General features: G+C 61.0%; 24 protein-coding genes. 7 read left to right on the top strand and 17 right to left on the bottom strand.

Translation table 11 applies throughout. The features are described from left to right. Positions 1-4 precede the first annotated feature (4 nt). Complete coding sequence (locus tag ATE40_RS03225) at positions 5-271, bottom strand: VF530 family protein (protein ID WP_063918935.1); 267 nt, start codon at positions 269-271, stop codon at positions 5-7. A gap of 99 nt (positions 272-370) precedes the next feature. Then, the gene (gene uvrB, locus ATE40_RS03220; RefSeq protein WP_063918934.1) at positions 371-2,383 is read right to left on the bottom strand and encodes an excinuclease ABC subunit UvrB; all 2,013 of its coding nucleotides are present in this window, start codon (positions 2,381-2,383) and stop codon (positions 371-373) included. Between the two features lie 1,103 nt (positions 2,384-3,486). Here uvrB and ATE40_RS03215 point away from each other — a divergent pair. Further along, entirely contained in the window at positions 3,487-4,197 is a 711-nt protein-coding gene (locus ATE40_RS03215) for an ATP-binding cassette domain-containing protein (protein WP_063918933.1), read from the top strand. A gap of 129 nt (positions 4,198-4,326) precedes the next feature. Then, positions 4,327-5,961, top strand: coding sequence for a hypothetical protein (locus ATE40_RS03210; protein WP_063918932.1), 1,635 nt, complete (start codon positions 4,327-4,329; stop codon positions 5,959-5,961). A gap of 53 nt (positions 5,962-6,014) precedes the next feature. Here the strand turns inward: ATE40_RS03210 and bioD are convergent, their stop codons facing one another. The 4 genes from bioD to bioB are packed head-to-tail and all read right to left on the bottom strand — an operon-like array spanning position 6,015 to position 9,627. Continuing rightward, complete coding sequence (bioD, locus tag ATE40_RS03205) at positions 6,015-6,695, bottom strand: dethiobiotin synthase (RefSeq protein ID WP_063918931.1); 681 nt, start codon at positions 6,693-6,695, stop codon at positions 6,015-6,017. Further along, positions 6,688-7,455: a malonyl-ACP O-methyltransferase BioC gene (bioC, locus tag ATE40_RS03200; protein WP_063918930.1), complete on the bottom strand. Its 768-nt coding sequence runs from the start codon at positions 7,453-7,455 to the stop codon at positions 6,688-6,690. Before bioC ends, bioD begins: the two co-directional genes overlap by 8 nt. Beyond that, positions 7,439-8,590, bottom strand: coding sequence for an 8-amino-7-oxononanoate synthase (bioF, locus tag ATE40_RS03195; RefSeq protein WP_019453995.1), 1,152 nt, complete (start codon positions 8,588-8,590; stop codon positions 7,439-7,441). Before bioF ends, bioC begins: the two co-directional genes overlap by 17 nt. Then, positions 8,590-9,627 (bottom strand): biotin synthase BioB, encoded by a 1,038-nt coding sequence (gene bioB / locus ATE40_RS03190; protein ID WP_025160023.1) that lies wholly within the window; start codon positions 9,625-9,627, stop codon positions 8,590-8,592. The genes bioF and bioB overlap by 1 nt, the downstream gene beginning before the upstream one ends. An 88-nt stretch (positions 9,628-9,715) precedes the next feature. Here bioB and bioA point away from each other — a divergent pair, with 88 nt between their 5' ends. After that, positions 9,716-10,990, top strand: a complete 1,275-nt coding sequence (bioA, locus tag ATE40_RS03185) for an adenosylmethionine--8-amino-7-oxononanoate transaminase (RefSeq protein ID WP_019453997.1) — start codon at positions 9,716-9,718, stop codon at positions 10,988-10,990. A gap of 3 nt (positions 10,991-10,993) precedes the next feature. On the opposite strand, the gene ATE40_RS03180 is transcribed toward bioA, so the two are convergent. Further along, positions 10,994-11,395: a YkvA family protein gene (locus ATE40_RS03180; RefSeq protein WP_019453998.1), complete on the bottom strand. Its 402-nt coding sequence runs from the start codon at positions 11,393-11,395 to the stop codon at positions 10,994-10,996. Between the two features lie 2 nt (positions 11,396-11,397). Next, positions 11,398-11,673: a metal/formaldehyde-sensitive transcriptional repressor gene (locus ATE40_RS03175; protein ID WP_019453999.1), complete on the bottom strand. Its 276-nt coding sequence runs from the start codon at positions 11,671-11,673 to the stop codon at positions 11,398-11,400. A 78-nt stretch (positions 11,674-11,751) separates the two neighbouring features. Here ATE40_RS03175 and dmeF point away from each other — a divergent pair, with 78 nt between their 5' ends. Together dmeF and ATE40_RS03165 are read left to right on the top strand one after the other, a co-directional pair. Beyond that, positions 11,752-12,723 carry a CDF family Co(II)/Ni(II) efflux transporter DmeF gene (gene dmeF, locus ATE40_RS03170; RefSeq protein WP_071891942.1) on the top strand — a complete coding sequence of 324 codons (972 nt, stop codon included), beginning with the start codon at positions 11,752-11,754 and terminating at the stop codon, positions 12,721-12,723. Positions 12,724-12,755: 32 nt separating this feature from the next. Continuing rightward, positions 12,756-13,238, top strand: a complete 483-nt coding sequence (locus ATE40_RS03165; protein WP_063918928.1) for a kinase inhibitor — start codon at positions 12,756-12,758, stop codon at positions 13,236-13,238. A 64-nt stretch (positions 13,239-13,302) separates the two neighbouring features. Here ATE40_RS03165 and pgl read toward each other — a convergent pair whose 3' ends face one another. After that, entirely contained in the window at positions 13,303-14,298 is a 996-nt protein-coding gene (gene pgl, locus ATE40_RS03160; protein ID WP_063918927.1) for a 6-phosphogluconolactonase, read from the bottom strand. A 697-nt stretch (positions 14,299-14,995) separates the two neighbouring features. Between pgl and ATE40_RS03155 the strand changes: the two genes are divergently transcribed. Continuing rightward, the gene (locus ATE40_RS03155; protein WP_063918926.1) at positions 14,996-16,966 is read left to right on the top strand and encodes an acyltransferase family protein; all 1,971 of its coding nucleotides are present in this window, start codon (positions 14,996-14,998) and stop codon (positions 16,964-16,966) included. A 96-nt stretch (positions 16,967-17,062) separates the two neighbouring features. After that, complete coding sequence (locus ATE40_RS03150) at positions 17,063-17,881, top strand: pyridoxal phosphatase (protein ID WP_025160025.1); 819 nt, start codon at positions 17,063-17,065, stop codon at positions 17,879-17,881. Between the two features lie 31 nt (positions 17,882-17,912). Here ATE40_RS03150 and modC read toward each other — a convergent pair whose 3' ends face one another. The 8 genes from modC to ATE40_RS03110 all read right to left on the bottom strand — a co-directional run bounded on the left by modC (position 17,913) and on the right by ATE40_RS03110 (position 24,445). Then, positions 17,913-18,980 carry a molybdenum ABC transporter ATP-binding protein ModC gene (gene modC / locus ATE40_RS03145; protein WP_063918925.1) on the bottom strand — a complete coding sequence of 356 codons (1,068 nt, stop codon included), beginning with the start codon at positions 18,978-18,980 and terminating at the stop codon, positions 17,913-17,915. Beyond that, the gene (gene modB, locus ATE40_RS03140; protein WP_019454005.1) at positions 18,981-19,670 is read right to left on the bottom strand and encodes a molybdate ABC transporter permease subunit; all 690 of its coding nucleotides are present in this window, start codon (positions 19,668-19,670) and stop codon (positions 18,981-18,983) included. It abuts the gene before it with no gap. Then, a complete protein-coding gene (modA, locus tag ATE40_RS03135; RefSeq protein ID WP_063918924.1) occupies positions 19,667-20,440 on the bottom strand; it encodes a molybdate ABC transporter substrate-binding protein in 774 nt (257 codons plus the stop codon). Before modA ends, modB begins: the two co-directional genes overlap by 4 nt. 158 nt (positions 20,441-20,598) lie before the next feature. Beyond that, positions 20,599-20,748, bottom strand: coding sequence for an AcrZ family multidrug efflux pump-associated protein (locus ATE40_RS03130; RefSeq protein WP_004939813.1), 150 nt, complete (start codon positions 20,746-20,748; stop codon positions 20,599-20,601). A 144-nt stretch (positions 20,749-20,892) separates the two neighbouring features. Next, complete coding sequence (locus ATE40_RS03125) at positions 20,893-21,681, bottom strand: ABC transporter ATP-binding protein (RefSeq protein WP_063918923.1); 789 nt, start codon at positions 21,679-21,681, stop codon at positions 20,893-20,895. Next, on the bottom strand, positions 21,678-22,691 hold the full coding sequence (locus ATE40_RS03120; RefSeq protein ID WP_063918922.1) for a FecCD family ABC transporter permease: 1,014 nt from the start codon (positions 22,689-22,691) through the stop codon (positions 21,678-21,680). Before ATE40_RS03120 ends, ATE40_RS03125 begins: the two co-directional genes overlap by 4 nt. Position 22,692: 1 nt before the next feature. After that, positions 22,693-23,448, bottom strand: coding sequence for a class I SAM-dependent methyltransferase (locus ATE40_RS03115; RefSeq protein ID WP_019454009.1), 756 nt, complete (start codon positions 23,446-23,448; stop codon positions 22,693-22,695). 1 nt (position 23,449) lies between these two features. Continuing rightward, entirely contained in the window at positions 23,450-24,445 is a 996-nt protein-coding gene (locus tag ATE40_RS03110) for an ABC transporter substrate-binding protein (protein WP_084799105.1), read from the bottom strand. Positions 24,446-24,447 lie beyond the last annotated feature (2 nt).

The following is a 24,447-nucleotide window of genomic DNA, read 5'->3' as shown; positions in this document are numbered from 1 at the left end:
GAATTTAGCCGTCGCGCCCGCGCAGCCAGGGGTTATCGCTGGCCGGGGCGGGATGGCTGACCATATCGATATACAAATCTTCCACCTCTTTGCGCGCCCAGGGCGTACGGCGCAAAAACTTCAGGCTGGACTTGATGCTCGGATCGCTGCGGAAACAGTTGATGCGAATACGCTCGCCCAGCTCGGACCAACCGTAGTGATCCACCAGTTTATTCAGCAGTTGCTCCAGCGTTATGCCGTGCAGCGGGTCTTTAGACTGGTGTTGGTTCATGTTCGGTACTCTCGCGGTCAGATCGGGCCGCACACCATAACAGCTTTGACGCGGCCGACAAGGAATTTTGACGCCCGCAGCGCAGGCGCCGCCAAACGATCAGGAAATCGCGATGAACTGCTCGCGCAGCTGATGGATTTCGTCGCGCAGCGCCGCCGCCTGTTCGAACTCCAGGTTCTGCGCGTGAGTGTACATCTGCGCCTCCAGATCGCGGATCTTCTGATCCAACGCTTTCGGCGTAAGGTTCTGAAGCTGAGTGCCGCTTTCCACTGCCTTGCCCTTGCCTTTGCCCTTGGCGCGGTTGACCGGTTGGCCGATCTGCAGGATATCGCCGATCTTCTTGTTCAGCCCCTGCGGCACGATGCCGTTGGCTTCGTTGTACGCCTGCTGCTTGGCGCGGCGCCGCTCGGTTTCGCCGATCGCCTTGGCCATTGAATCGGTGATGCGATCGCCATACAGGATCGCCTTGCCGTTCAGGTTACGCGCCGCGCGGCCGATGGTCTGGATCAGCGAACGCTCGGAGCGCAGGAAGCCTTCCTTGTCGGCGTCCAGAATCGCCACCAGCGACACCTCAGGCATGTCGAGCCCCTCACGCAACAGGTTGATGCCCACCAGCACGTCAAACTCGCCCAGACGCAGATCGCGGATGATTTCGACCCGTTCCACGGTATCGATGTCCGAGTGCAGATAGCGCACGCGCTCGCCATGCTCTTCCAGGTATTCGGTCAGATCTTCCGCCATGCGTTTGGTCAGGGTGGTCACCAGCACGCGCTCGTTGATCGCCGCGCGCTTGCGGATCTCGGAGAGCAGATCGTCCACCTGGGTGGCGACCGGCCGCACCTCGACGATCGGATCCAGCAACCCGGTCGGACGCACCACCTGATCGATCAGATCGCCGCCGGATTTCTCCAGCTCATATTTGCCCGGCGTCGCGGAGACATAGATGGTCTGCGGTGCCAGCGCCTCGAACTCCTCGAAGCGCAGCGGGCGGTTATCCAGCGCCGACGGCAGGCGGAAACCGTATTCCACCAGCGTTTCCTTACGCGCGCGGTCGCCCTTGAACATCGCGCCGATCTGCGGAATGGTGACGTGGGATTCGTCGACCACCAGCAGGCCGTCCGCCGGCAGGTAATCGAACAGCGTCGGCGGCGGTTCACCCTCGGCGCGGCCGGACAGGTAGCGCGAATAGTTTTCGATGCCCGAGCAGTAACCCAGTTCGTTCATCATCTCCAGATCGAACTGGGTGCGCTGCGTCAGGCGCTGCTCTTCCAGCAGCTTGTTGTTGGCCAGCAACACCTTGCGGCGCTCCGCCAGATCGACCTTGATCTCTTCCATCGCCTGTATGATCCGCTCGCGCGGCGTGACGTAGTGCGACTTAGGGTAAATGGTAAAACGCGGCACCACCTGCTCGATCTGCCCGGTCAGCGGATCGAACAGCGACAGCCGTTCCACTTCTTCGTCGAACAGCTCGACGCGCAGCGCCAGCTCGTCCGATTCCGCCGGGTAAATGTCGATCACCTCGCCGCGCACGCGGAAGGTGGCGCGCTGGAAGGCCTGATCGTTGCGGGAATACTGCAGCTCCGCCAGCCGGCGCAAAATGGAGCGTTGATCGATGATCATGCCCTGGGTCAGATGCAGCATCATCTTCAGGTAAAGATCCGGATCCCCCAGGCCGTAGATCGCCGACACCGACGCCACCACCACCACGTCGCGCCGTTCGAGCAGCGCCTTGGTGGCGGAAAGACGCATCTGCTCGATGTGCTCGTTCACCGACGCGTCTTTTTCAATGAAGGTGTCGGAGCTCGGCACGTAGGCTTCCGGCTGGTAGTAGTCGTAGTAGGAGACGAAGTACTCCACCGCATTCTCCGGGAAAAACTCTTTCATCTCGCCGTACAGCTGCGCCGCCAACGTCTTGTTCGGCGCCAGCACCATGGTCGGCCGATTTAAATCGGCTATCACGTTGGCGATGGTGAAGGTCTTGCCCGAACCGGTGACCCCCAGCAGCGTCTGGTGCGCCAGGCCGTCTTCCAGCCCCTCTTCCAGCTTGCGGATGGCTTCCGGCTGATCGCCGGCCGGTTTGAATTCAGAATGCAGTTTGAACAGTTTACTCATGGCTCGGCTACCCTGTGGAGATGCGCGCGCTCAGGCGGCCAGCCGGCTCTGCGCCGGGCATGGCCCCTAATTATGGAAAGTGTCGGCGATTTGCGCCAGTGCCCATGATACTGGATATAAAACCAGCTTCAAGCGGATTCGTCGCTGCGCCCGGCGTGGCGAGCGCGTCATTGCACCGTGGCGTTACAGTCGGGTGACATTTTTATTGTCAATAACAGATTTATCCCCAGAACTTGCCGCAAATTAACTTATTGATAGCACCGCGGCGAAAAATCATACATAGAAGCGCGAACAATACCCTTGCGTCTTGATTTTAATTAACCTATTGATATTTAATTAATTTAATAAAAAGACGAGAATGCGGACAAAGCGAACAGAACCCGCGTCCGCTCTCGCTTTACAGCGTTTTTCTAAATCTAATACACAAGGTTATCCACAGGAATAGTGGATAACTCTCACCGCCCCGCCCGTGGCGGGAGTTACAGAAAGAAAGCTTTTCGCCCTTTACACTCGCCAAAATGCCTTTTTTAGTTATTTTTTCATAAAAATATCGCTTTGTTTATGCCGATTAATACTAAAAATCCCCATTGCCAAAATCGCATTGTCCCCTTTCGCCCCGATCGTTCTTGACGGCGGCGCAACGCCTTGCACCACGCCCACCTCGGGGAGCACCACAAGAGTGCAAAAAACGTTCGGGTTAACTTCCCCGCGTATTTTCGAGCCGCCGCGGCGCCGCCCGTCAGGCCCGACCGGCGGTTAACAAGACGATAACAACCTGCCATTTTCATCCGACGACAAAACTGGCCTGGGAGTTGCTTTATCTTTCTGCGTGCATACCGGGCGCGGCAGCATAATGCGCTGCCCAGTGCCCCATCCCGGCGTCGCACTATCCTTCGTAAAAGCGCGAGAACGACACCAAGTCGTCATAAGCGTCGCTTTTCACGACATATTGACTGTCATTCCGTCCACCGCTAACCGTGTTCGGGCATCGGACGGACGGCATTTTGTTCCAGGCATTGCCACACTCGGGAAATCAGCCGCCAAAGCGGCCTTTGCAGCAACCCGCCAACGGGTGGAATGGGCGTCGATGAGGAGAATGCCAAATGCTGAGCCTGAGATCGGTCAATCAATTTTACGGGCAGAACCACATCCTGTGGGACATCAATCTGGAGCTGCCGCGCGGCCAGTGCACCGTGCTGCTCGGGCGCAACGGCGTGGGCAAAACCACGCTGGTCAACTGTATCGTGGGGCACTTGCCGGTGGTGAGCGGCAGCATGACCTGGCAGCCGGCGGATGAGCCGCCGCAAAACCTGCTGTTGCAGCCGATGGAGCGCCGGGCCGCGCTGGGCATCAGCCACGTGCCCCAGGGGCGGCAACTCTTCTCGCAGCTGAGCGTGGAAGAGAATCTGCAGGTGGCGCAGATGGCCGTGCGCGGCGCTCCTCGCCGCATTCCGCCGCTGATCTACAGCCTGTTCCCCAACTTGCGCCAGATGCGCGCCCGCCGCGCCGGCGATCTGTGCGCAGGCGCCCAACGCCAGCTGGCCATCGGCCGTGCGTTGGCCCAGGAACCGGCGCTGCTGATCCTCGACGAACCGACGGCGGGCGTGCCGCCTTCGATCGCCGCCGACATCGGCAACGTGATCCGCAGGCTCAACTATGAGTTGGGCATGACCATTTTGTTGGTAGAACATCAGCTGCCGTTCGTGCGCCGGGTGGCGGATCGCTTTTGCCTGCTGGATAGCGGGCGCACAGTGGCGCACGGCGCGCTGGCGCAGCTGGATGAGGCGCTGATCGGCGTCGGTCTGGCAGAATGAGCGTTCGGGTTACCGATTAAGTTGCTGTTGTATCAGTCACGGCCGGTCTGTACCTAATAGGCATGGGCCCGCCGTCTTTTCATACTCGATAGGGGTCACACCGACACCATAATATCGAGGGATGTAAGCATGACAGACAACAACGCAGCATTTATTCAATACGCGGATTTACGCAACAAAAACTGGAGTCTGCAGGAACGTCTGAATATTGAAGGTATTTATGTCAGCTCACGTGATGAGCTGGTCAGTGCGCAGGATTTCATCATCAACACGTTAAAACGCCCGACGATCGTCAGATTCGCCGCGCCTTTTGCCACCTGGACCGCGCCGAAAACCGATATCAATGTCGGCTTCGTTTATCTCGACGGCAACGGCATCAGCATCAACGCCACCATCCCCAACGGCACGGAAAGCGACCATAACTATTTCCTGCGTTGCTATACCAGCAGCGGCGCGCTGGATAACAACGTTCCTATTCGACCGGCGCCTATCTTAAAAGATTTCACCGTCAAAGGCATTGGCGCCAAAATTAACAAAGGCAAGGATGAAACCCCGACCGAATACAACTACACCGATGGTATCCGTTTCCATTCGCCTGAAGGGTCGCTGGGCAACTTCTCGGTCAATAACGTCTATGTTTCCGGCTTCTACTACGGCCTGTACTATGGTACCAATGCCTATATCGCCCACCACTATGCCTGTGAAGTCATTCGCTGTTTTGAAAGTCTGCATATGCCCTCAACGAGCAGCGGAGCCCAAAACTTCGGTGAAGGTATCAACTTCTTCGGCGGCACCCTCGGCAATTCCCAGGGGCTGGCCGTTCGCAATGCCAACCCCAACGGTGCCTTCCGCCTGTTCGGCACCTCGATCGACTATGCCGGTTCGATAGCCTACGTCGAAGCCGGTAGCATTGAGCTGCATGGCTGCCATATGGAATTCAACAACGGCAATAGCCCGCTCACGGATATCCCCTTCCGCTGCAGCGCCAATCAAAACGCATCGCTGTTGATTCACGGTGGCGAAATCATCGTCGCCGGCGGCCGGCTGGCGCAAACGTCGCTGTTTTATGCCGAGACCGGCAGTAGCGGGATTATCGTCGACAGCGTGAAGTTCTATGGCGTAAGAACCGCCAGCGGTCGCTACTTCAGCGGTACCGGTGACTTTGTCATCGCCAATAGCCGACTGGATGGCGGTGGGGGTGGCGCCGGGATCCAGACGCTGGTCGGCGCCGTGAATAACAAACTCAAAGACGGCGATTTCGCCTTTTCCGCCAAACCGTTCGGCTGGGAAGTGACCGGCGGCACGATCGACGATCCCTTTACCTCAGACGCGGTGACTATCGGTATCGAAGCCGGCGCGGGCATCGGCGGCGGCAACGCCCTGAAAGTGAGCAAATTGGGCAACGCCAATACCAACGCCGGGGTGAGAGTGAGCGTGCCCGTCGCGCAATATGAACAGTTGGGTGCCTGTTTTACCCTGAAAACGGTCAACGGCGGCACCGGCAATCTGTTTGCGACGCTACAGTACGCCTGTATTCAGGAGCATGCGGACAACGGCATCTCGATCGTCGCCAAAGCCGCGCCGGCAGCCTGGGATGCCGTCATGAAAGCCGATGCTTACACCGAATTTACCGAATATCGTTTCAACACCAATCGACGAAAAGTCCCGGTCTGGGCGACCCATGTCATCCTGACGTTCAACCTGTTTGCCCTAGCGAAAAATGGCGTACTTTATCTCGATAACGCCTGCATTACCGCCATGTAAAAGCCAACGCCGGGCTATAAGACCCGGCGTTGTTACCAATCAGCCAGAGCCTCTCACTGCGCCAGCAGGCTGATATCCAGATATTGCCCCAGCGGCGCCCGTTCGGCCTGCGGCAGGTGCGGGATTTCGCCCAGCAGCGGCGCCGGCAGCATGCGGCGCAGCGTGGCCAGGTATTCCTGATGCCGTCGCCCCGGCGGTGCCACGTCGTTGGCGATCCAACCGGCCAGCGTCAGCCCCGCCTGTTGCACCGCCTGCGCCGTCAACACCGCATGGTTGATGCAGCCCAGTTTGATACCCACCACCAGGATCACCGGCAGCTGCTCCTGCTGCACCCAGTCGGCGAAGGTGTACTGCGCCGACAACGGAGTAAACCACCCGCCGGCGCCCTCGACCAATACCCAGTCGGCGCGCTGTTCCAGCCGGCGCAGGCCGTCGGACAGCCGCGCCGCGTCGATCGGCCGGCCTTCATCGGCGCTAACGATATGCGGCGAAGTCGGTTCGGCAAAAACGTAAGGGTTCACTTCGTCGTACTCCAGCGCCACGCCGCTGTTGGCCTGCAGCGCCAGCGCGTCGCCGTTGCGCAGCCCCTCGGTGGTCATCTCGCTGCCCGAGGCCACCGGCTTATAGCCGGCGCTGCGGTAGCCCGCCAGATTGGCGGCCTGCAGCAAGGCGCTGCTGGCGACAGTTTTCCCGACCTCGGTGTCGGTGCCGGTCACGAACCAACGTTTAATCACGATAAATCACTCCATAAGCCAGATGATAGCTGAGCGGGAACTGCCCCTGCCGGCACGGGTAAGCCGCCTGCAAAGCGGCGAGACGGCCGCGCGACATCAGGCCGCCCTCGCGTCCCTGGTGCAGATGCGTCGCCCCGATGCCCTTAAGCGAACGCATCAGCGTCATCACGTCCGGATAATTCAGGGTGCGCAGCTCCGTCACCAGCTCGTGTCGATAGTCGGCACAGGCGGCACGGATCTGCGCCAGCGGCAGGAAGGCGTTCACGTGGCGCTCGCCATCCACCTGTTGCCAGGCGTCCCCCAACTCCTGCAGCGATCCCGCCGCCAGCGTGGAGAACAGGATCACGCCGCCGGGCCGGGTGACGCGATACAGCTCCGCCAACGCTGCGGGCAGATCGCTGCACCACTGCACCACCAGGCTGCTGAAACAGATGTCCATCGCCGCGTCGGGCAACGGCACCTGCTCGATATCGCCCAGCAGATAATGGTGCGCCGCCTGTTGCTGGCGGGCGAATGCCAACATCCCCGGCGCCAGATCAAGCGCCGTCACCTGCTTGCCGCGCTCGCGCCACCGGCGGCTGAAATAGCCGGTGCCGCAGCCGGCGTCCAACAGGCGTTCGCCCGGATGAGCGTTCCCCATCCTCAGTAAGCGCTCGCCAACGTCACGCTGCAGCGCGGCGGCGGCGTCGTAGCTGCCTGCCGCGCGGCTGAAAGCCGAGGCGACCGCCTGTTTGTTCACCCTGTCATTGGCTGACGTCATGCAATACCTCCAGCAGACGATCGATATCCTGCGGCTGATGCGCCGCCGTCAGGGTAATGCGCAGCCGCGCGCCGCCCGGCGGCACCGTCGGCGGACGAATGGCGCTCACCCACAATCCGCGCTCGCGCAGCCTTGTCGCCAAATCGAGCGTGCGCTGATTGTCCCCTATCAGCAGCGGCTGGATGGCGGTGTCGGAGTCCGTCAGGGTCAGCGCCAGCGGCGCCGCCCCCTGGCGGAAGCGCCGAATGTTGTCCTGCAGTCGGGCGCGCAGTTCATCGCCCTCTCGAATGCAGGCCAGCGCCGCCTGCAGCGCGCAGGCCTGCGCCGGCGGCATCGCGGTGCTGTAAATCAGATGGCGGGCGAACTGCAGCAGGTACTCGGCGGTCGCCTCATCGCACAGCACCGCCGCGCCGCTGACACCGAACGCCTTGCCAAAGGTCGCCACCAGCAGTTCAGGGCGCACGCCCTGCTGCCAGCAGCTGCCGCGGCCTTGCTCGCCGCGCACGCCGACGCCGTGGGCATCGTCCACCATCAGCCAGACGCCCGCCGCACGGGTTAAACGATGCAGTTCCGCCAACGGTGCCCCGTCGCCGTCCATGCTGAACACCCCTTCGGTCACCGCCAGCCGCTGCCCGTCGCAGGGTTTGGCCAACAGATCCGCCAATGCCTGCGGCTGATTGTGCTGGAATCGGCGCAGCTCGGCCGGCGACTGCGCCGCCGCCTCCAGCAGCGAGGCGTGGCTGAGACGATCGGCCAAAATGCGATCGCCTTTCTGCATCAGCGCCGCCAACACCGCCTGATTGGCGGCATAGCCGGAAATGAACAGCAGCGCGCGCGGATAACCGAGCCACTCCGCTAGCTGCTCTTCCAGCGCCTGATGCGCCGCGCAAAAGCCGGTAACGTGGCCCGAACCGCCGCTGCCGACGCCGTAACGCTGCGCGCCCTGCTGCCAGGCGGCGATCACCCGCGCATCCTGGCTCAGCCCCAGATAGTCATTGCCGGAGAAATTCAGGTAGAGACGATCGCCAAGCCGGATCTGGCGACCATTGCCGCCCTCGGTGGCCTGTCGGCGACGGTAGGCAGCGTTCAAACGCCGCTCCGCCAGCGCCTGCTCGATACGTTGTGACCAGCTCATCACGGCGCCGCGTTGTAAAACTCGGCGGTATCGGCATTCAGCAGCTGCTTAGCCAGCACCTGCTGTTGCTGGTTGTCGCCGTGTTCGGTGGCGGTCTGCTGCGGGTTCAACCCCAGCTTGCGGAACAGCTGCAGGTCTTTGTCTTCTTCCGGGTTCGGCGTGGTCAGCAGCTTGCAGCCGTAGAAGATCGAGTTGGCGCCGGCCATGAAGCACATCGCCTGCGTCTGTTCATTCATCTGTTCACGACCGGCGGAGAGACGGACATAAGAGGCCGGCATCATGATGCGCGCGACTGCGATGGTACGGATGAAATCGAATGGATCGACATCGTCGTTATCCGCCAGCGGCGTACCTTTCACCTTCACCAGCATGTTGATCGGCACGCTCTCCGGCGGCTTCGGCAGGTTGGCCAGCTGCACCAGCAGCCCGGCGCGATCGCGCACCGTTTCTCCCAGCCCGACGATGCCGCCGGAACAGACTTTGATGCCGGCGTCGCGCACCTTGTCGAGCGTATCCAAACGTTCCTGGTAGCTGCGGGTGGTGATGATGCTGCCGTAGAACTCCGGCGAGGTGTCGAGGTTATGGTTGTAGTAATCCAGCCCGGCCTCCGCCAACCGCTCGGCCTGGGTGCCATCCAGCGTACCCAGCGTCATGCAGGTTTCCATGCCCATCGCTTTCACGCCCTGCACCATCTGCTGCAGATAAGGCATGTCGCGCTCGTGCGGGTTCTTCCACGCCGCGCCCATGCAAAAACGGGTCGAGCCGTTCGCCTTGGCCTTGCGCGCCGATTCCAGCACCTGCTCAACCTGCATCAACCGCTCCGACTCCAGGCCGGTTTTGTAGCGCGAGCTCTGCGGGCAGTATTTGCAGTCTTCCGGGCAGGCGCCGGTCTTGATCGACAACAGCGTGCTGACCTGCACCTGACGCGGGTCGAAGTGCTGGCGGTGTACGGTTTGCGCTTCGAACAGCAGTTCAAGCAGAGGTTTATCAAACAGGGCCTGGGCTTGCCCTACTGTCCAGTGAATGCGGTCGGCCATCATGGCGTCTCCAAAACGAAAAAGTGTCGCCAGTTTAAATATTGTGGATATACTGTCAACCAATCTTAATTCAATTTGGTTTACAAGTATGTCCGTGACCGCTTCCGACCTGGCGTTCGACCAACGTCATATCTGGCACCCCTACACCTCCATGAGCCGCCCGCTGCCCTGTTATCCGATCGAGTCGGCCAGCGGCGTCGAGCTGCAGCTGGCCGACGGCCGGCGTCTGGTGGACGGCATGTCCTCCTGGTGGGCGGCGATCCACGGTTACAACCATCCGCACCTGAATCAGGCCGCCAGCCAGCAGCTGGAAAAGATGTCGCACGTGATGTTCGGCGGTATTACCCATCCGGCCGCCATCTCGCTGTGCCGCCGGTTAGTGGATATGACGCCGGAAGCGTTGCAGTGCGTGTTCCTGGCGGATTCCGGTTCGGTGGCGGTGGAAGTGTCGCTGAAGATGGCGCTGCAGTACTGGCAGGCGCGCGGTGAGCGGCGGCAGCGCATCCTGACGCTGCGCCACGGCTATCACGGCGATACCTTCGGCGCAATGTCGGTCTGCGATCCGGACAACTCGATGCATAGCCTCTATCAGGGCTATCTGGCACCGCATCTGTTCGCCACCGCGCCGCAGTGCCGCTTCGACGAAGAATGGCGTGAAGAGGACATCGCCCCGTTCGCCGCGCTGCTGGAGCAGCACGCCGGTGAGGTGGCGGCGGTGATCCTGGAGCCGGTGGTGCAAGGCGCCGGCGGCATGCGCATCTACCACCCAACCTACCTCAAGCGGGTACGCGAGCTGTGCGATCGCCATCAGGTGCTGCTGATCGCCGACGAGATCGCCACCGGCTTCGGCCGCACCGGCAAGCTATTCGCCTGCGAACACGCGCAGGTGGTGCCGGACATTCTCTGCCTGGGCAAGGCGCTGACCGGCGGTTACATGACCCTCTCCGCCACTCTGACCACCCGCCACGTGGCGGAGACCATCAGCAACGGCGCAGCCGGTTGCTTCATGCACGGGCCGACCTTTATGGGCAACCCGCTGGCCTGCGCGGTGGCGGACGCCAGCATGGCGCTGCTGGCGGAAAATCGCTGGCAGGCACAGGTGAGCGCCATCGAAGCCCAGCTGAAGCAGGAACTGCTGCCGTTAGCGGCGCTGCCGAAGGTGGCGGACGTGCGGGTGCTGGGGGCGATTGGGGTGGTGGAGATGCGCGAACCGGTGGATGTCGCCGAACTGCAGCGCGGTTTCGTCGAGCGCGGGGTGTGGATCCGGCCGTTCGGCAAACTGATTTACCTGATGCCGCCTTACATCATCGAAGCGGAACAGCTCAGCCGCCTGACCGCAGCCGTGGCCGCAGCCGCGCGCTGACCCCTACCAATGCTGGTCCAGATAGCGGGCCAGCAGCCCCAGGCACAGCAGCCAGAGTAAAATGATCATCGCCGCCGCCATGCGGCCGGTGGGATTATCGACACGCTGTTGCGCCTTCTCGCGCAGCTCGGCCATCAGCGGCTTGGGGATCAGGCGCACCGCCAGCATGATGCCCAACGGCACAATGATCACATCATCCAGATAGCCCAATACCGGAATGAAGTCCGGGATCAGATCGATCGGCGAGATCGCATAGCCGGCCACCAGCAGCGCGATCAGCTTGGCGTACCACGGGGTGCGGCGATCGCGGGCCGCCAGCCACAGCGCATAGATATCGCGCTTGATGCTTTTGGCCCAACGGCGCAGCCAGCCAAACCACGGCGTGCGTTTTTTCAGTGAAATCATGGTTATTTCATATAGGAACGTAAGACGGTCATCAATTGCTCGATGTCTTGCTCACGCTGCTGCGGCGTGGCGTCCGCAGCAGCCAAGTGTTCGCGCACGTGCCCTTCCAGCACCTGCGCCATCAAACCGTTGACCGCGCCGCGCACCGCCGCAATCTGCTGCAGAATAGCAGAACACTCACCGCCGCTTTCCAGCGCGCGCTCCAGCGCTTCGGCCTGCCCTTTAATGCGGCGCACCCGCGCCAACAGCTTCTTTTGATCTCTGATGGTATGACTCATCATTTCCGCCTGATTGTTATTTACTATACTGGGGTATAGTATATTTCAGCACACTACCTTTTGCTGAGGAACTTCACCATGACTTCTCACGCGCCCGCTTTGCGCCGCGAGCACAGCCACGTTTTTGACGATGGTAACCCATTGGCTGAAAGAAACACCAGATGGGCGGTGATACTCACCGCCAGTATGATGGTCATCGAGATAGCCGCGGGCTGGCTGTTTAACTCGATGGCATTGCTGGCCGACGGTTGGCACATGAGCTCGCACGCGCTGGCTCTGGGCCTGTCGGTGCTGGCTTACGGCGCCGCACGACGGCTGGCTAAAGATCGCCGCTTCAGCCTCGGCACCTGGAAGATAGAAGTGCTGGCCGGCTACACCAGCGCGGTGTTGTTGGTGCTGGTGGCAGCGCTGATGCTGTTCCAGTCTGCGCAGAGGCTGATGAATCCCAGCCCGATTCATTACAACGAAGCCATCGCCATCGGTACGATCGGGCTGGCCGTCAATCTGCTTTGCGCTTGGCTGTTGCGCGGCGGCGGCCACCACCATCATCATCACGGGGATGATCACGATGACCATCATCATGACCTCAACCTGCGTTCCGCTTATATCCACGTCATCGCCGACGCGGCCACTTCGGTACTGGCGATCGTCGCACTGTTCGGCGGCAAGCTTTGGGGCGCCGTTTGGCTCGATCCTCTGATGGGCATCGTCGGCGCGATGATGGTTGCCGCCTGGGCCTATAGCCTGATGCGCGATAGCGGGAAGATTTTGCTGGATGCCGAAATGGACGCTCCCGTTGCACAAGAGATTCGTCAAACGCTGGCCACCTCCGGCCACTCGCTCACGCTGACCGATTTGCATTTAGGCCGTATCGGCAAAGGAAAATATCATTGCGTCATCGCCCTGAGCAGCGCCGATCGCGCCCTCACCGCCGACAGGATACGTCGACTGTTGGCCGTTCATCCCGAACTGGTGCATGTCACCGTCGAGATCAACCGCCCGCCGCTGGCGCAAGGGCTTGTATTGTTCCACCAAAAAGATCTAGCTTAAGGGCTCTGCTTTTATCGCAACTGGGAGTCACTATGGCTTTTCGTTTGTACAGCAACGATCTGCAGGACGGCGGCAAGCTGCCGCAGCAGCAGGTTTTCAACGGCATGGGCTACCACGGCGATAACCTGTCGCCCCACCTGGCCTGGGACGGCGTGCCGGCCGGCACCAAGAGCTTCGTGATCGCCGTTTACGATCCCGATGCCCCGACCGGCTCCGGCTGGTGGCACTGGGTGGTGGCCAACATTCCCGCCGACGTGCGCGAGCTGCCGCAGGGCGCGGGCTCCGGCAAAGCGCCGCTGCCCGCCGGCGCGTTGCAGACCCGCACCGACTTCGGTTCGGCCGGTTACGGCGGCGCGGCGCCGCCAGCGGGCGAGAGCCACCGCTACCAGTTCACCGTGCATGCGCTGGACGTGGAGCGCATTGACGTGGATGAGGGTTCCAGCGGCGCGCTGGTGGGCTTCAACGTCCATTTCCACAGTCTCGGCAGCGCCACGCTGACGGTGATGTTCAACTGATCCCCCGCCAATAAAAAAGCGCGGTCAACCGCACCGCGCTTTCCACTCGAGTCTGGCCGACAAATTACTTCGCCAGCACGCTCACCCACATCGGGCCTTTGCCCACCGGATAACGCGCCAGCGTGGTCAGCTCGCCGCTGCTCTGGTCAATCTCATGCACCGCGATGTGATCGGATTTCTGGCCGGACGAAATCACGAAGCGGCCGCTGTGATCGATATTGAAACCACGCGGCTGCGTTTCAGTCGGATGATAGCCGACCAGGCTCAGCGTGCCGCCGTCTTCGGAAACGCTGAAGATGGTCAGAATGCTGGCGGTGCGATCGCTGGTGTACAGGAAGCGGCCGTTCGGCGTGATATGAATGTCCGCCGCCCAGCGGGTGCCGTCGAAATCGCTCGGCATGATGTCCAGCGTCTGCGTCACGCTGTACTTGCCGCCGTTTTCCGAAATGGCCAGCACGTCTACCGTGCCATTCAGCTCATTGACGCAGTAGGCGAACTTGTCGTTGTGGTGGAACGCCATATGGCGCGGACCGGCGTCGGCGGCGATATCCACCGCGTCCTGCGCGTGCGGCGTCAGCTGCCCGGCCAGGCTCAGATTGAACAGGCGGATGCGGTCTTCTTTCAGGCACGGCACCAGCACCAGCTGGTTGGTCGGATCGATGTTCGCCGAGTGCGGCGCGTTCAGGCCGTCGATCTGCTGGATCGGCGCCGTTACCACGCCGTCGTGGCCGATCGGGCTGATGCTGGCGCAGTTGCCGCTGTAGGAGGCGGAGAACAGATAACGCCCCTGCAAATCGGTGGAGATATGGGTCGGGCTGCCCGGCAGCGGCGCCATGCCGGCCTGCTGCAGCGTGCCGTCCGCCTCGATGCGGTAGCTGACGATGCCGAACGCCGGACGCACGCCGACGTACAGGTGGGTCTTGTCCGGATGAAGGGTCATCGGCTGCACCTGGCCCGGCACGTCAACGGTTTGCAGCAGCGTCAGCGCGCCGGCGTCGTCCAACTGCCAGACGTGGATCTGCTGGCTCTCCGGGCTGGCGACATAAACGATTTGCTTCATGTGTTCTCCTTGCAAAGGGTAAAAGAGGAACCGGTTTCAGGCCGTTCGATTGCCCCTAGCTTACCGCACATCCGTCGCATGGCACTACCGCATTACGCTTAAATCCCCCAGCCACATTCGTTCATCCACTTTCAAAATACCAAAAGCCATTATCCTAACGTCTGCTGCGATTTTCTTATCGAAAACGAGCAGTCATAGAGAATGAGAGACAGACTCACGAATTATTGATAGATTAATAAGCCTGCTCAAGATTTAAAATAGAATTTGCCGCCGCACGGTTAGTCACCTTTACATTAGCAATACACATAACCACCTGGCGTCATTAAAAACATAATTAATATAAATAACCAAAGCGATTATCATAATTAATATACATAGATAAAATTAAGAAAATAACAAACATTAATTAATCGATATATAACATATTGCCGCCCACGGTCGGTACAGACACGCCTATGACTCGCTGAACATAACAGTTATGTCGGCTCTGGCATGCCACCTATGCCAGTGGCGTGCCCTTTAATAATTCTCATGATGAATGCATTTGGCTACATACATAAATAAAAATGAAAAATAATTAAGAGGGATTAATAAAAAACACGTCAATCGCGATTGCAATAACACCATGGAAAAGCGTGCCCGCACGCCTTATGGATGACTATAAAAAACCCAAAAATACATTTAATGAGTAATAGATATGCTTTCTTCTTCACAGAATTTCAGACATGACATCAACGGGCTTAGAGCTTGGGCAGTAATCGCCGTCGTACTTTTTCATTTCGGCTTCCCGGGTTTTGCCGGTGGTTTTGTTGGCGTGGATATTTTCTTCGTCATATCCGGTTTCCTGATGACGCGAATCATCGTTTCCGGTCAGGAAGAAGGTCGGTTCTCACTTTGGCAATTTTACCTTGCCAGGGCCAGACGCATCATTCCCGCCATGTTGGCGCTTTGTCTGACCTTGCTGTGTCTGGGTTGGTTTTGGTTGCCGACTCCAGATTATGTTCAACTGGCAAAACACGCCTTCACCACTATTCTCTTCATGTCTAACGTGAAGTTTTGGAAAGAGGCCGGCTATTTTGACAGCGCATCCCATGAAAAATGGCTGCTGCACACCTGGTCGCTATCCGTTGAATGGCAGTTCTACATTATTCTGCCGCTGGCTTTCATGCTGGTCTGGCGACTGTGGGGCAAACACGGACTCCTGTGCGTCATCGTGTTAGCCGGCTCGCTCTCCTTTGGCTTATCAGTCATCTTGTCATACATCGCGCCCTCCGCCGGTTTTTTCCTTATCCCAACCCGCGCCTGGGAAATGCTGGCAGGTGGGATTGTCTGGCGGTTGACGCAAAACCTAGCCTTCAGCAGAAAAACCCGTATTTATACCGAATGGCTAGGCATACTGTGTATTGTGATAGCCATAACGACGTTTGACTCCAGTATGCCCTGGCCCGGTTACAACGCCCTGTTGCCGGTGATCGGCGCCATGCTGGTGCTCGCCGCGGCCCGTCAGGATTCACGCTTTACCTCAAACCCCATCGCGGCACGTCTCGGCGCGTCATCCTACTCTATCTATCTTTGGCATTGGCCGATCGTGGTGGTGCTGGTCTACACCAATACGCAATCCGACATGAAATGGGTAGCGACGGGATTACTGGCCAGCCTGTTGCTTGGCGAGTTGTCGCTTCGCCTTATAGAAAACCCCGCCCGCAAATGGCTTTCAAGGCAAACAAATCGTCAATCTGCGTGTTCAATCAGTATCGCCACCCTGCTGGTTGCTGCGCTGTGCGTCACACTGTTTACTGTTAATTTTTCCATCAGGTTACCGCAGCAAATCGATCTGATCGCCAACGAAAGCACCAACATGCTCGCCAACAGAGATGAATGCTTCGCCAAATCCGGTATCAGCTCGCCATCCTGTCTCTATGGCGGCAAAAATATCAGGGTTATCGTCGTTGGCGATAGCCACGGCGATGCGATGATCTCTGCTGTCGAGTCCGCCCTGCCCAATCAAACCGATGGACTTCTCAATCTCACTTATGCCGGCTGCCCGACGCTGTCCGGAGCGAAGGTTGTTCCCGGCGCACTTGACGATAATATTCAATGCAAAGAATTCAATCAGTGGATAAAAGAAAAACTTTTCACGCTGGACAGCAATATCCCCGTGGTGGTGATTAACCGAACCAGCGCCTATGCTTTCGGCCAACAAATTGCGGGCGCTAAGCTGAACCAACCGTCAGTGTACTTTTCGACGGTGTATCGCAGCCCTGAGCCGGCTTTTCTGTCCGAGTTCAAAACATCGCTCGTCGGCACCCTGTGCGAAATGGCAGCAGAAAGGCAAGTTTATGTTATGCGCCCAGTGCCAGAAATGCGCGTCAATGTACCGAAAACGCTGTCGCGGGCACTGAGCTTTGGCGGTTCTGAGCCCGGCATCTTCATCTCCGAAACAGATTATCGACAACGCCATGCATTTGTTTGGCAAGCGCAGAACGAAGCGGCGAAAAGATGCGGCGTAAAAATTTTGGATCCGCTTCCTTACCTCTGCCAAGACGGCAAGTGCCCAGGCACCTATAATGGACGCCCCATCTATTTTGACGATAATCATCTGAGCGAGTATGGCAACAAACTGTTAGTGCCAATGTTCAAAACCCTCTTCTCACCGGCATCCGATTAAATCATCGCCCAGCGGTAACGAGTCGGCCGATTTGTTTGCATCAGGGTGAAGAGGTACCATCGGATTAATTTTATGGCTAACGATAACGAGAACCCTATGAGCTACCGCGTCATCGCCCTCGATCTTGACGGCACCCTGTTGGACAACCAAAAACGCATCTTACCGCAGTCGCTGGAAGCGCTGGCGCAGGCGCGCGCCGCCGGCGTCCAGGTGGTGGTAGTCACCGGCCGCCACCACGTCGCCATCCATCCGTTTTACCAGGCGCTGCAGATAGATACCCCGGCCATCTGCTGCAACGGCACCTACCTGTATGATTTTCAGCAGAAAAAGGTGCTGGCTGCCGATCCGCTGGCGAAAGATCAGGCCAAGCAGGTGCTGCAGATGCTCAAGCAGACCGACATTCACGGGCTGATGTACGTCGACGACGCCATGCTGTATCAGGAACCGAGCGGCCACGTGACCCGATCGCTGGCCTGGGCCGAGACACTGCCGGCGGCACAGCGCCCGACGCTGTTGCAGGTCGGCAGTCTGGCGCAGGCGGCCGACGACGCGCAGGCGATCTGGAAATTCGCCACCTCGCATGCCGATATCCCCGCGCTGCGCGAGTTTGCCGACACGGTGGAGAAAGAGCTGGGGTTGGCGTGCGAATGGTCCTGGCACGATCAGGTGGATATCGCCAAAGGCGGCAACAGCAAAGGCAAGCGCCTGCGCCAATGGGTAGAGTCACAGGGATTGAGCATGGATCAGGTGGTGGCGTTCGGCGACAACTACAACGACATCAGCATGCTGGAAGCGGTTGGGTTGGGGGTGGCGATGGGCAACGCCGATGACGCCATCAAGGAACGCGCCGATCTGGTGATCGCCGATAACCTGCAGCCGGGCATTGCCGAGGTGATCCGCACCCGCGTGCTGTAATCTTTTCGCCCTCCCATCGGGAGGGCCTGCCTTAGCGGCTCTCGCGGCTGATGGATACACTCTTCACCTGCGCATACAACCACTGCCCAGGGCGGATCGCCAGTTCATCGCGCGCCCACGGCGTAATTCGCGCCCACAGCACGTGTTCGCCGACCGCCAGTTTCACTTCCACCTGCCCGTCCACGTCCAGACACTCGCTCACCTTGGCCGGCAACACATTGCGAATGCTGCTGTTGACCGGCGGTTGCAGCACCAGCGAAACGTCAGCGGCGTTGATGCGGATGCGCAGTTGGGTGCCCAATTCGGCGTCGATGCCGCTGACCCACAGCCGCTGATCGCCAAGCGCCAACGCCGTCATGGCATAACGTTGATGATGCTCGATCACGCTGACGCGCAGCACGCTGCTCTGATCTTCACGCTGCAGCCACGGCCGCAGCGCACTGCTGGCCCAGACTTCTTCCAGCCCGCCGAATGCGCGCACTTCGCCGCGATCCAGCACCATCACCTGCTCGGCCAGGCGCAGGATCTCGTCCAGGCTGTGGCTGACGTAAAGGATGGGGATGTTGACGTCCTGCGCCAACCGCTCCAGATACGGCAATAGCTCGCGCTTGCGCGGCAGATCGAGCGAGGCCAGCGGTTCGTCCATCAGCAGCAGTTCCGGCGCGGTCAGCAGCGCTCGGCCGATCGCCACCCGCTGCTTTTCACCGCCGGAGAGCGTCAGCGGCAGCCGGTTCAACAACGGCCCGATGCCCAGCAGCTCGACGATGGTGTTGAACTGCGCGCGCATGCCGGCCGCCATGCCGTACTGCAGGTTGCCGCGCACCCGATAATGCGGAAACAGCCGCGCATCCTGAAACACGTAGCCGATACGGCGCTTTTCCGGCGGCAGGCACTGGCCGGTGGCGGTATCCGCCAACGTGCGGCCGTTGAGCACGATGCGTCCCTGCTGCAGGCGAGTCAGGCCGCCGATGGCGTTGATCAGGGAGGTTTTGCCCGCGCCGGACAGGCCGAAAATCGCGGTGATGCCCTGCGCCGGTAAATCGGCGCGGACGTTGAGATTGAGATCGCCCAGCTGCTGCGAGAAATCCAGCTCCAGCATTTACACCCCCATCCGTTTGCGGCCCCAGCGGGCCAGCCATTCGGACACCATCAGCGAAGCCAGCGACAGCACGATGGCGATCGCACACAGGCGCGCGGCGGCGGCCTCCGCCCCCGGCGTTTCGATCAGCGTATACATCGCCAGCGGAATGGTGCGGGTTTCCCCGGGAATGTTGGAGACGAAAGTGATGGTGGCGCCGAACTCCCCCAGCGAGCGGGCGAAGGCCAGCACCACGCCGACAATGACGCCGGGCAGCGACAGCGGCAGCGTGATGGTGAAAAACACCCGCCACGGGTTGGCGCCCAGCGTGCGCGCCGCCTGCTCCAGCCGGGTATCCACCGCCTCCAGCGCCAGCCGGATGGCGCGCACCATCAGCGGAAACGCCACCACCGCCGACGCCAGCGCGGCGCCGCGCCAGCTGAAACTGAAGCTGAAACCGAACCAGTCGTACAGCCACTCGCCGATAACGCCGCGCCGCCCCATGGCGATCAACAGCAAATAGCCGACCACCACCGGCGGCAGCACCAGCGGCAGGTGAATGACGCCGTCCAGCAGCGCCTTGCCGGGGAAGCGGCAACGCACCAGCACCCAGGCCATCAGAATGCCGAACGGCAGGCTGCAGACCACCGCCAAACCGGATACTTTCAGGCTCAGCTCAACCGCCTGCCACTCGTACTCACTCAAAATCATTTACGCGGGGTGAATCCATAATGTTCGAAAATAGCGGCCGCTTCCGGGCTCTTCAGATAGGTATAGAAAGCGCTGACCGTCGGATTTTGACGATCTTTCACAATCGCCATCGGATATTCAACCGGTTTGTGGCTGTCTTCCGGGAAGACGCCCACCACTTTCACCTTGTCGCTGGCGACCGCGTCGGAGCCGTAGACGATGCCGAGCGGCGCTTCACCGCGCTCCACCAGCGCCATGGCGCTGCGCACGTTGTTGGCGCGCGCCAGTTTCGGCTCCAATGCGCTCCAGGCGCCCAGGTGTTCCAGCGCTTCCTTAGCGTAGATGCCGGCCGGCACATGATCCGGATCGCCCACCGCCAGGCGGCCGCCGTTGAGCAACTTGGCCCAGTCGGTCTGCTTGTCGATGGCGATCTTATCTTGCTTATCGCTCTTGGCGGCGATCAGCACCAGTTCGTTGCCCAGCAGCGTGTAACGCGTGTCTTTCACCATCTGCTGCTTGTCGATGGCGTAATCCATCCACTGTTGGTCGGCGGAGATGAACAAATCGGCCGGGGCGCCCTGCTCAATTTGGCGCGCCAGCGTCGAGGACGAAGCGAAGGAGGAAACCACCTGCACGTCCTTGCCTTTTTGATACTGGGTGGCGATGTCTTGCAGCGCATTGGTCAGCGACGCGGCGGCGAACACGGTGATCTTTTCCGCCGCCGAAGCTTGAGCCACCAGACCCGATGCCAGAACGATCCCGCCAACCCATTTAGTCCATTGCTGTTTCATTGTTTTTCTCCGCAAGTTAACGTGCATTATCACTCTTCGTTATATAAAAAATAATATAACGTTGCGCGAAAGCTTGTCATGCGGTTTATCGGCAAAGCGTGAGATAACTTGAGGAATGCCCGCCAGGGGATGCCGGCGGGTATCGGGATGGGGAACGGTTAGTGCTGGGTGCGGTTTTCTTTCGAACGCCCCACTTTGGAGAAGACGTTGAACACTTCGCCAAAACCGTAGATCAGGCCGAGAATCAGCGCCATCACCACCGGCACCATCACCACGGCAAACAACAGACTTTTCAATAATTCCAACATGATAGCCTCGCTTAACTGCCCATTGAGCGGCAAATGCCTTTCACCGCATAAGGGTTATTCTAACCCAAAAAATCGATAAAACCGGAGTTATTTTAGCCAACGGGGTGAAATTGTGATCGGCCAAACGTGCCCTTTCAGCCTCCCTCATCCCGGCGCGGGGTAATAGATCAACGGCGGCGCATAGCCGGCGGGCGCCGCCAGCCTGGCCTCCACACCGTATACCGCGCGTATGTTCTCCGGCGTCAGCGCCTGCCGCGGCGCGCCCGCCGCACAGACCCCGCCCCGCTGCAGCAGCGCGACCCGATCGCAATAACAGGCCGCCAGATTAAGATCGTGCAGCGTCACCACCACGCTGAGTTTCAGCCGCCGCAGCAAGGCCATAAACTGCTGCTGATGGGCGATATCCAGATGATTGGCGGGCTCGTCCAGCAGCAGCCACGGCGTTTGCTGCGCCAGTGCGCGCGCCAGATGCACCCGCTGCCGTTCGCCGCCGGACAGCCGCTGCCAATCGCGATCGGCCAGGTGGCTGATGCCCACTTGCTCCATCGCCTGTTCGGCGAGGCGGCGATCCTCGGCGCCGAAACCGCGCCAGCGGCCGGTATGGGCCAGGCGCCCCAGCAGCACCGCCTCCTTCACCGGCAGCGCGAAGCCGCCGGGGGCGGATTGCTCGAGAAAGGCGATGCGCCTGGCGCGCTCCCGCCCGGAAAACGCGGTAATTTCGCGCCCTTCCAGCCAAACGCGGCCCCCGGCGGCGGGCTGCAGCCCGGCCAGCAGCTTGAGCAGCGTGGATTTACCGCTGCCGTTGACGCCGAGCACGCCGGTGACCTCACCGGGCAAGGCGCAGAAACTGAGATTTTCCAGCACCGTGCGGGCGCCCGTTCGCCAGCTCACCGCCTCGGCGCACAGGCCAGAGCACGTTTTTTCAATCGTCATGCATTGACCTTCCGATACAGCAACAGCAGGAATACCGGCACCCCCAGCAGTGCGGTCAGCACCCCGACCGGCAGCTCGCGCGGAGCAAACAACGTTCTGGCCAGCGTGTCCGCCGCCACGGCGAACAGCGCGCCGCACAGCGCACTGGCTGGCAACAACAGCCGATGCCGCGAACCGACCAGCCGCCGGGCGACGTGCGGCACCGTCAGCCCGATAAATCCCACCGCGCCGCTGAACGCGACGATCGCCGCCGTCAGCGCGGTGGTCGCCACATACAGCAGCAGCTTCAACGGAGCTACCGCCACACCCAGCGAAGCGGCGGTCACGCCGCCGAAAGCCAGCGCGTCCAGCTCACCGGCCCGCAGCCAACAAAGCAGCAGCACCGCCGCCAGCGCCAGCCCGCACAGCCCGACCTGCGGCCAGCGCGCGTCGCTGAACGATCCCAGCAGCCAGAACATCACGCCGCGCGTGGCGTTGGCGTCCGCCTGCCAGAGGGTGATCAGCGAAGTCAGCGCGGAGAGCAGCTGCGTCACCGCCACCCCGGCCAGAATAAACAGCGTGGACTCCCCCTGCAGCGAACGCCCGGCCAGCAGCATTACCAACGCAAACGCTCCCAGCGCGCCGATAAACGCGCCGCCGGACACCGACAGCAGGCCGCCCCCCAGCCCCAATACCAACACCGTTACCGCCCCCACACCGGCGCCGGAGGAGATCCCCAGCACCCAGGGATCGGCCAGCGGGTTGCGGGTCAGCGACTGCAGCACGGTGCCCGCCAACGCCAGCCCGGCGCCGGCCAGCGCCGCCAACAGCGCGCGCGGTATGCGCAGCGACCAGATGATGCGCTGATACACTTCGGCATCGGTAGCCGTGCCGCCGCTGACGCCGAAGACGTCGCGCCACGCGATCGGCGCAGGCCCCGACAAGGTGGCCCCCAGCAGGGCCAGCGGCAACGCCGCCGCCAGCAGCAACAGCCAACTCGCCTCACGACCGGGCAGTAACCGCCGGCTCATGCTATTTCCAGCCTGCAATCACATAGTCGTCCAACAGCTGCCATACCGTCCCCACCTCGCTGAAACCGGCCTGTCTGAGGGCCGCAAGCTGGAAGCCCACCGGCGTCGGCGGCGGTACCGGACGACCGGCGAACAGCGCTTCGCGCTCGGCCTGATAAGCGGCCAAGGCCGGCGATTGCAGCGCACCGGCGAACCAACGATCCCAATCCTCGACGCCGTTGTCCCAGGCGCGCTGTTGGGTCTGCTCATCATGCCGCTCCGCCAACGCTTTCAGCCGCGGATGGCGATGGTCATAGCGCTGATGATCGGCATTGAGGAACACGCCGCCGTCGGCCAGCAGCCCGGCGACGTTGCGGAACAGCGCCAGCTGCTGTTCCGGCATCAGCCAGTGCAGCGCCGTGCTGGACACCGCCGCCTGCGGCGCGGGGCCGGACAACGCGGAAAAACAGGCAGGATCCGCCAGATCGGCCTGCAGAATGCGGATCCGATCGCCGTACGCCGCCAACGCGCCGCGCGCCACCGCCAGCAGCAGCGGATCGAGATCGATGGCGGTGACCCTGGCCTGCGGAAAACGCTGCAAAATGCGCAGGCTTAGCGACCCCGGGCCGCAGGCCAGATCCACCACGTGAAAATCCTGGCCGGCGGCCAGCGCCAGCACCTCCAGCTGGGCGTTAAAACGCGCTTCGCGTTCGGCGATGTAGGCCGCCTGCTGGCGATCCCAGGAGTCCAGCAGCGAAGAGAATGAAACGGCAGTCATATCAAGGTTCCTTGTTGGAAAAAGTCGGCGCCTGCGGCGGCAACGCCGCCAGGCCCCGAATCAAACGGCCCAGCGCCGCCACGGTGCGGGCGGAAGGGTCCATGTCGTAACCGGGAAGGATCACGTAGCGCCGCTGACGCACGGCGCGCAGCCTGGCGGTCAGCGGGTGATGTTCCAGAAAGGCGATCTTGTCGGCCGCGCTGTCGCCGAGGCCGCCGCGCGGCAGATCGCCAAGCACGATCGCATCCGGATCGCGCGCGGCGATGACCTCCCAGGACACCATCGGCCACAGCTCGGGCAGATCGCCGAACAGGTTCTCGCTGCCGATGCTGCGGCTCAGCAAACCTGGCGCGCCGCAGCAGCCCGCCACGTAGGGCGTTTGCGCGCCGGCATACCACCACAGCAGCCGCAAATGCGGCAGCTGTGCGCGCTGCGCCTCAAGCGCTCTCAGCTGCCCACGCAGCCGCGCGATCAGTGCTTCACCGGCGCGGCTGACGTTGAAAATGCGCGCCAGTTCCCGCAGCTCGGTGAAAATGTCTTCGAACGTCAACGCGGCGGCGATCGCGCTTTGCTGGCCGCTGCAGGCGCCGGGAGAGAGGTAGGTGCCGATGTCCCATTCCGCCAGCCGCGTCCGATCGGGCGTTTCCGGGCTGTGCAGCCAGTAATAGCTGGCAGAATAGACAAAATCCGGCCGCATCAGCAGCAACGCTTCCGCCGTGGGCGGCGCCGGGCTGATGGGCGCCCGCAGCGCATCGGCCGACGCCGTCGGCGCGGGATCGCGTGCGCGGTCATACCCGACCACGCCAATCGCCCGGTCAACCAGCCCCAACGCCAGCAGGTTTTCCAGCGCCGGATTGGCGTAGACCAGCACCCGCTGCGGCGCCTGTGGGTAATCGCGCATTGCTCCGCAATTGTGCAGGCTGACGGCATTGGCGGGCAGCGAAACGCCCCACATCAAGCCCAGGGCATACAGCAGCGAGTAAAACGAATGTTTCACGC

The organism is Serratia surfactantfaciens, assembly GCF_001642805.2.
Classification (GTDB): Bacteria; Pseudomonadota; Gammaproteobacteria; order Enterobacterales; family Enterobacteriaceae; genus Serratia; species Serratia surfactantfaciens.
This window is presented reverse-complemented; position numbering and strand designations above follow the sequence as displayed.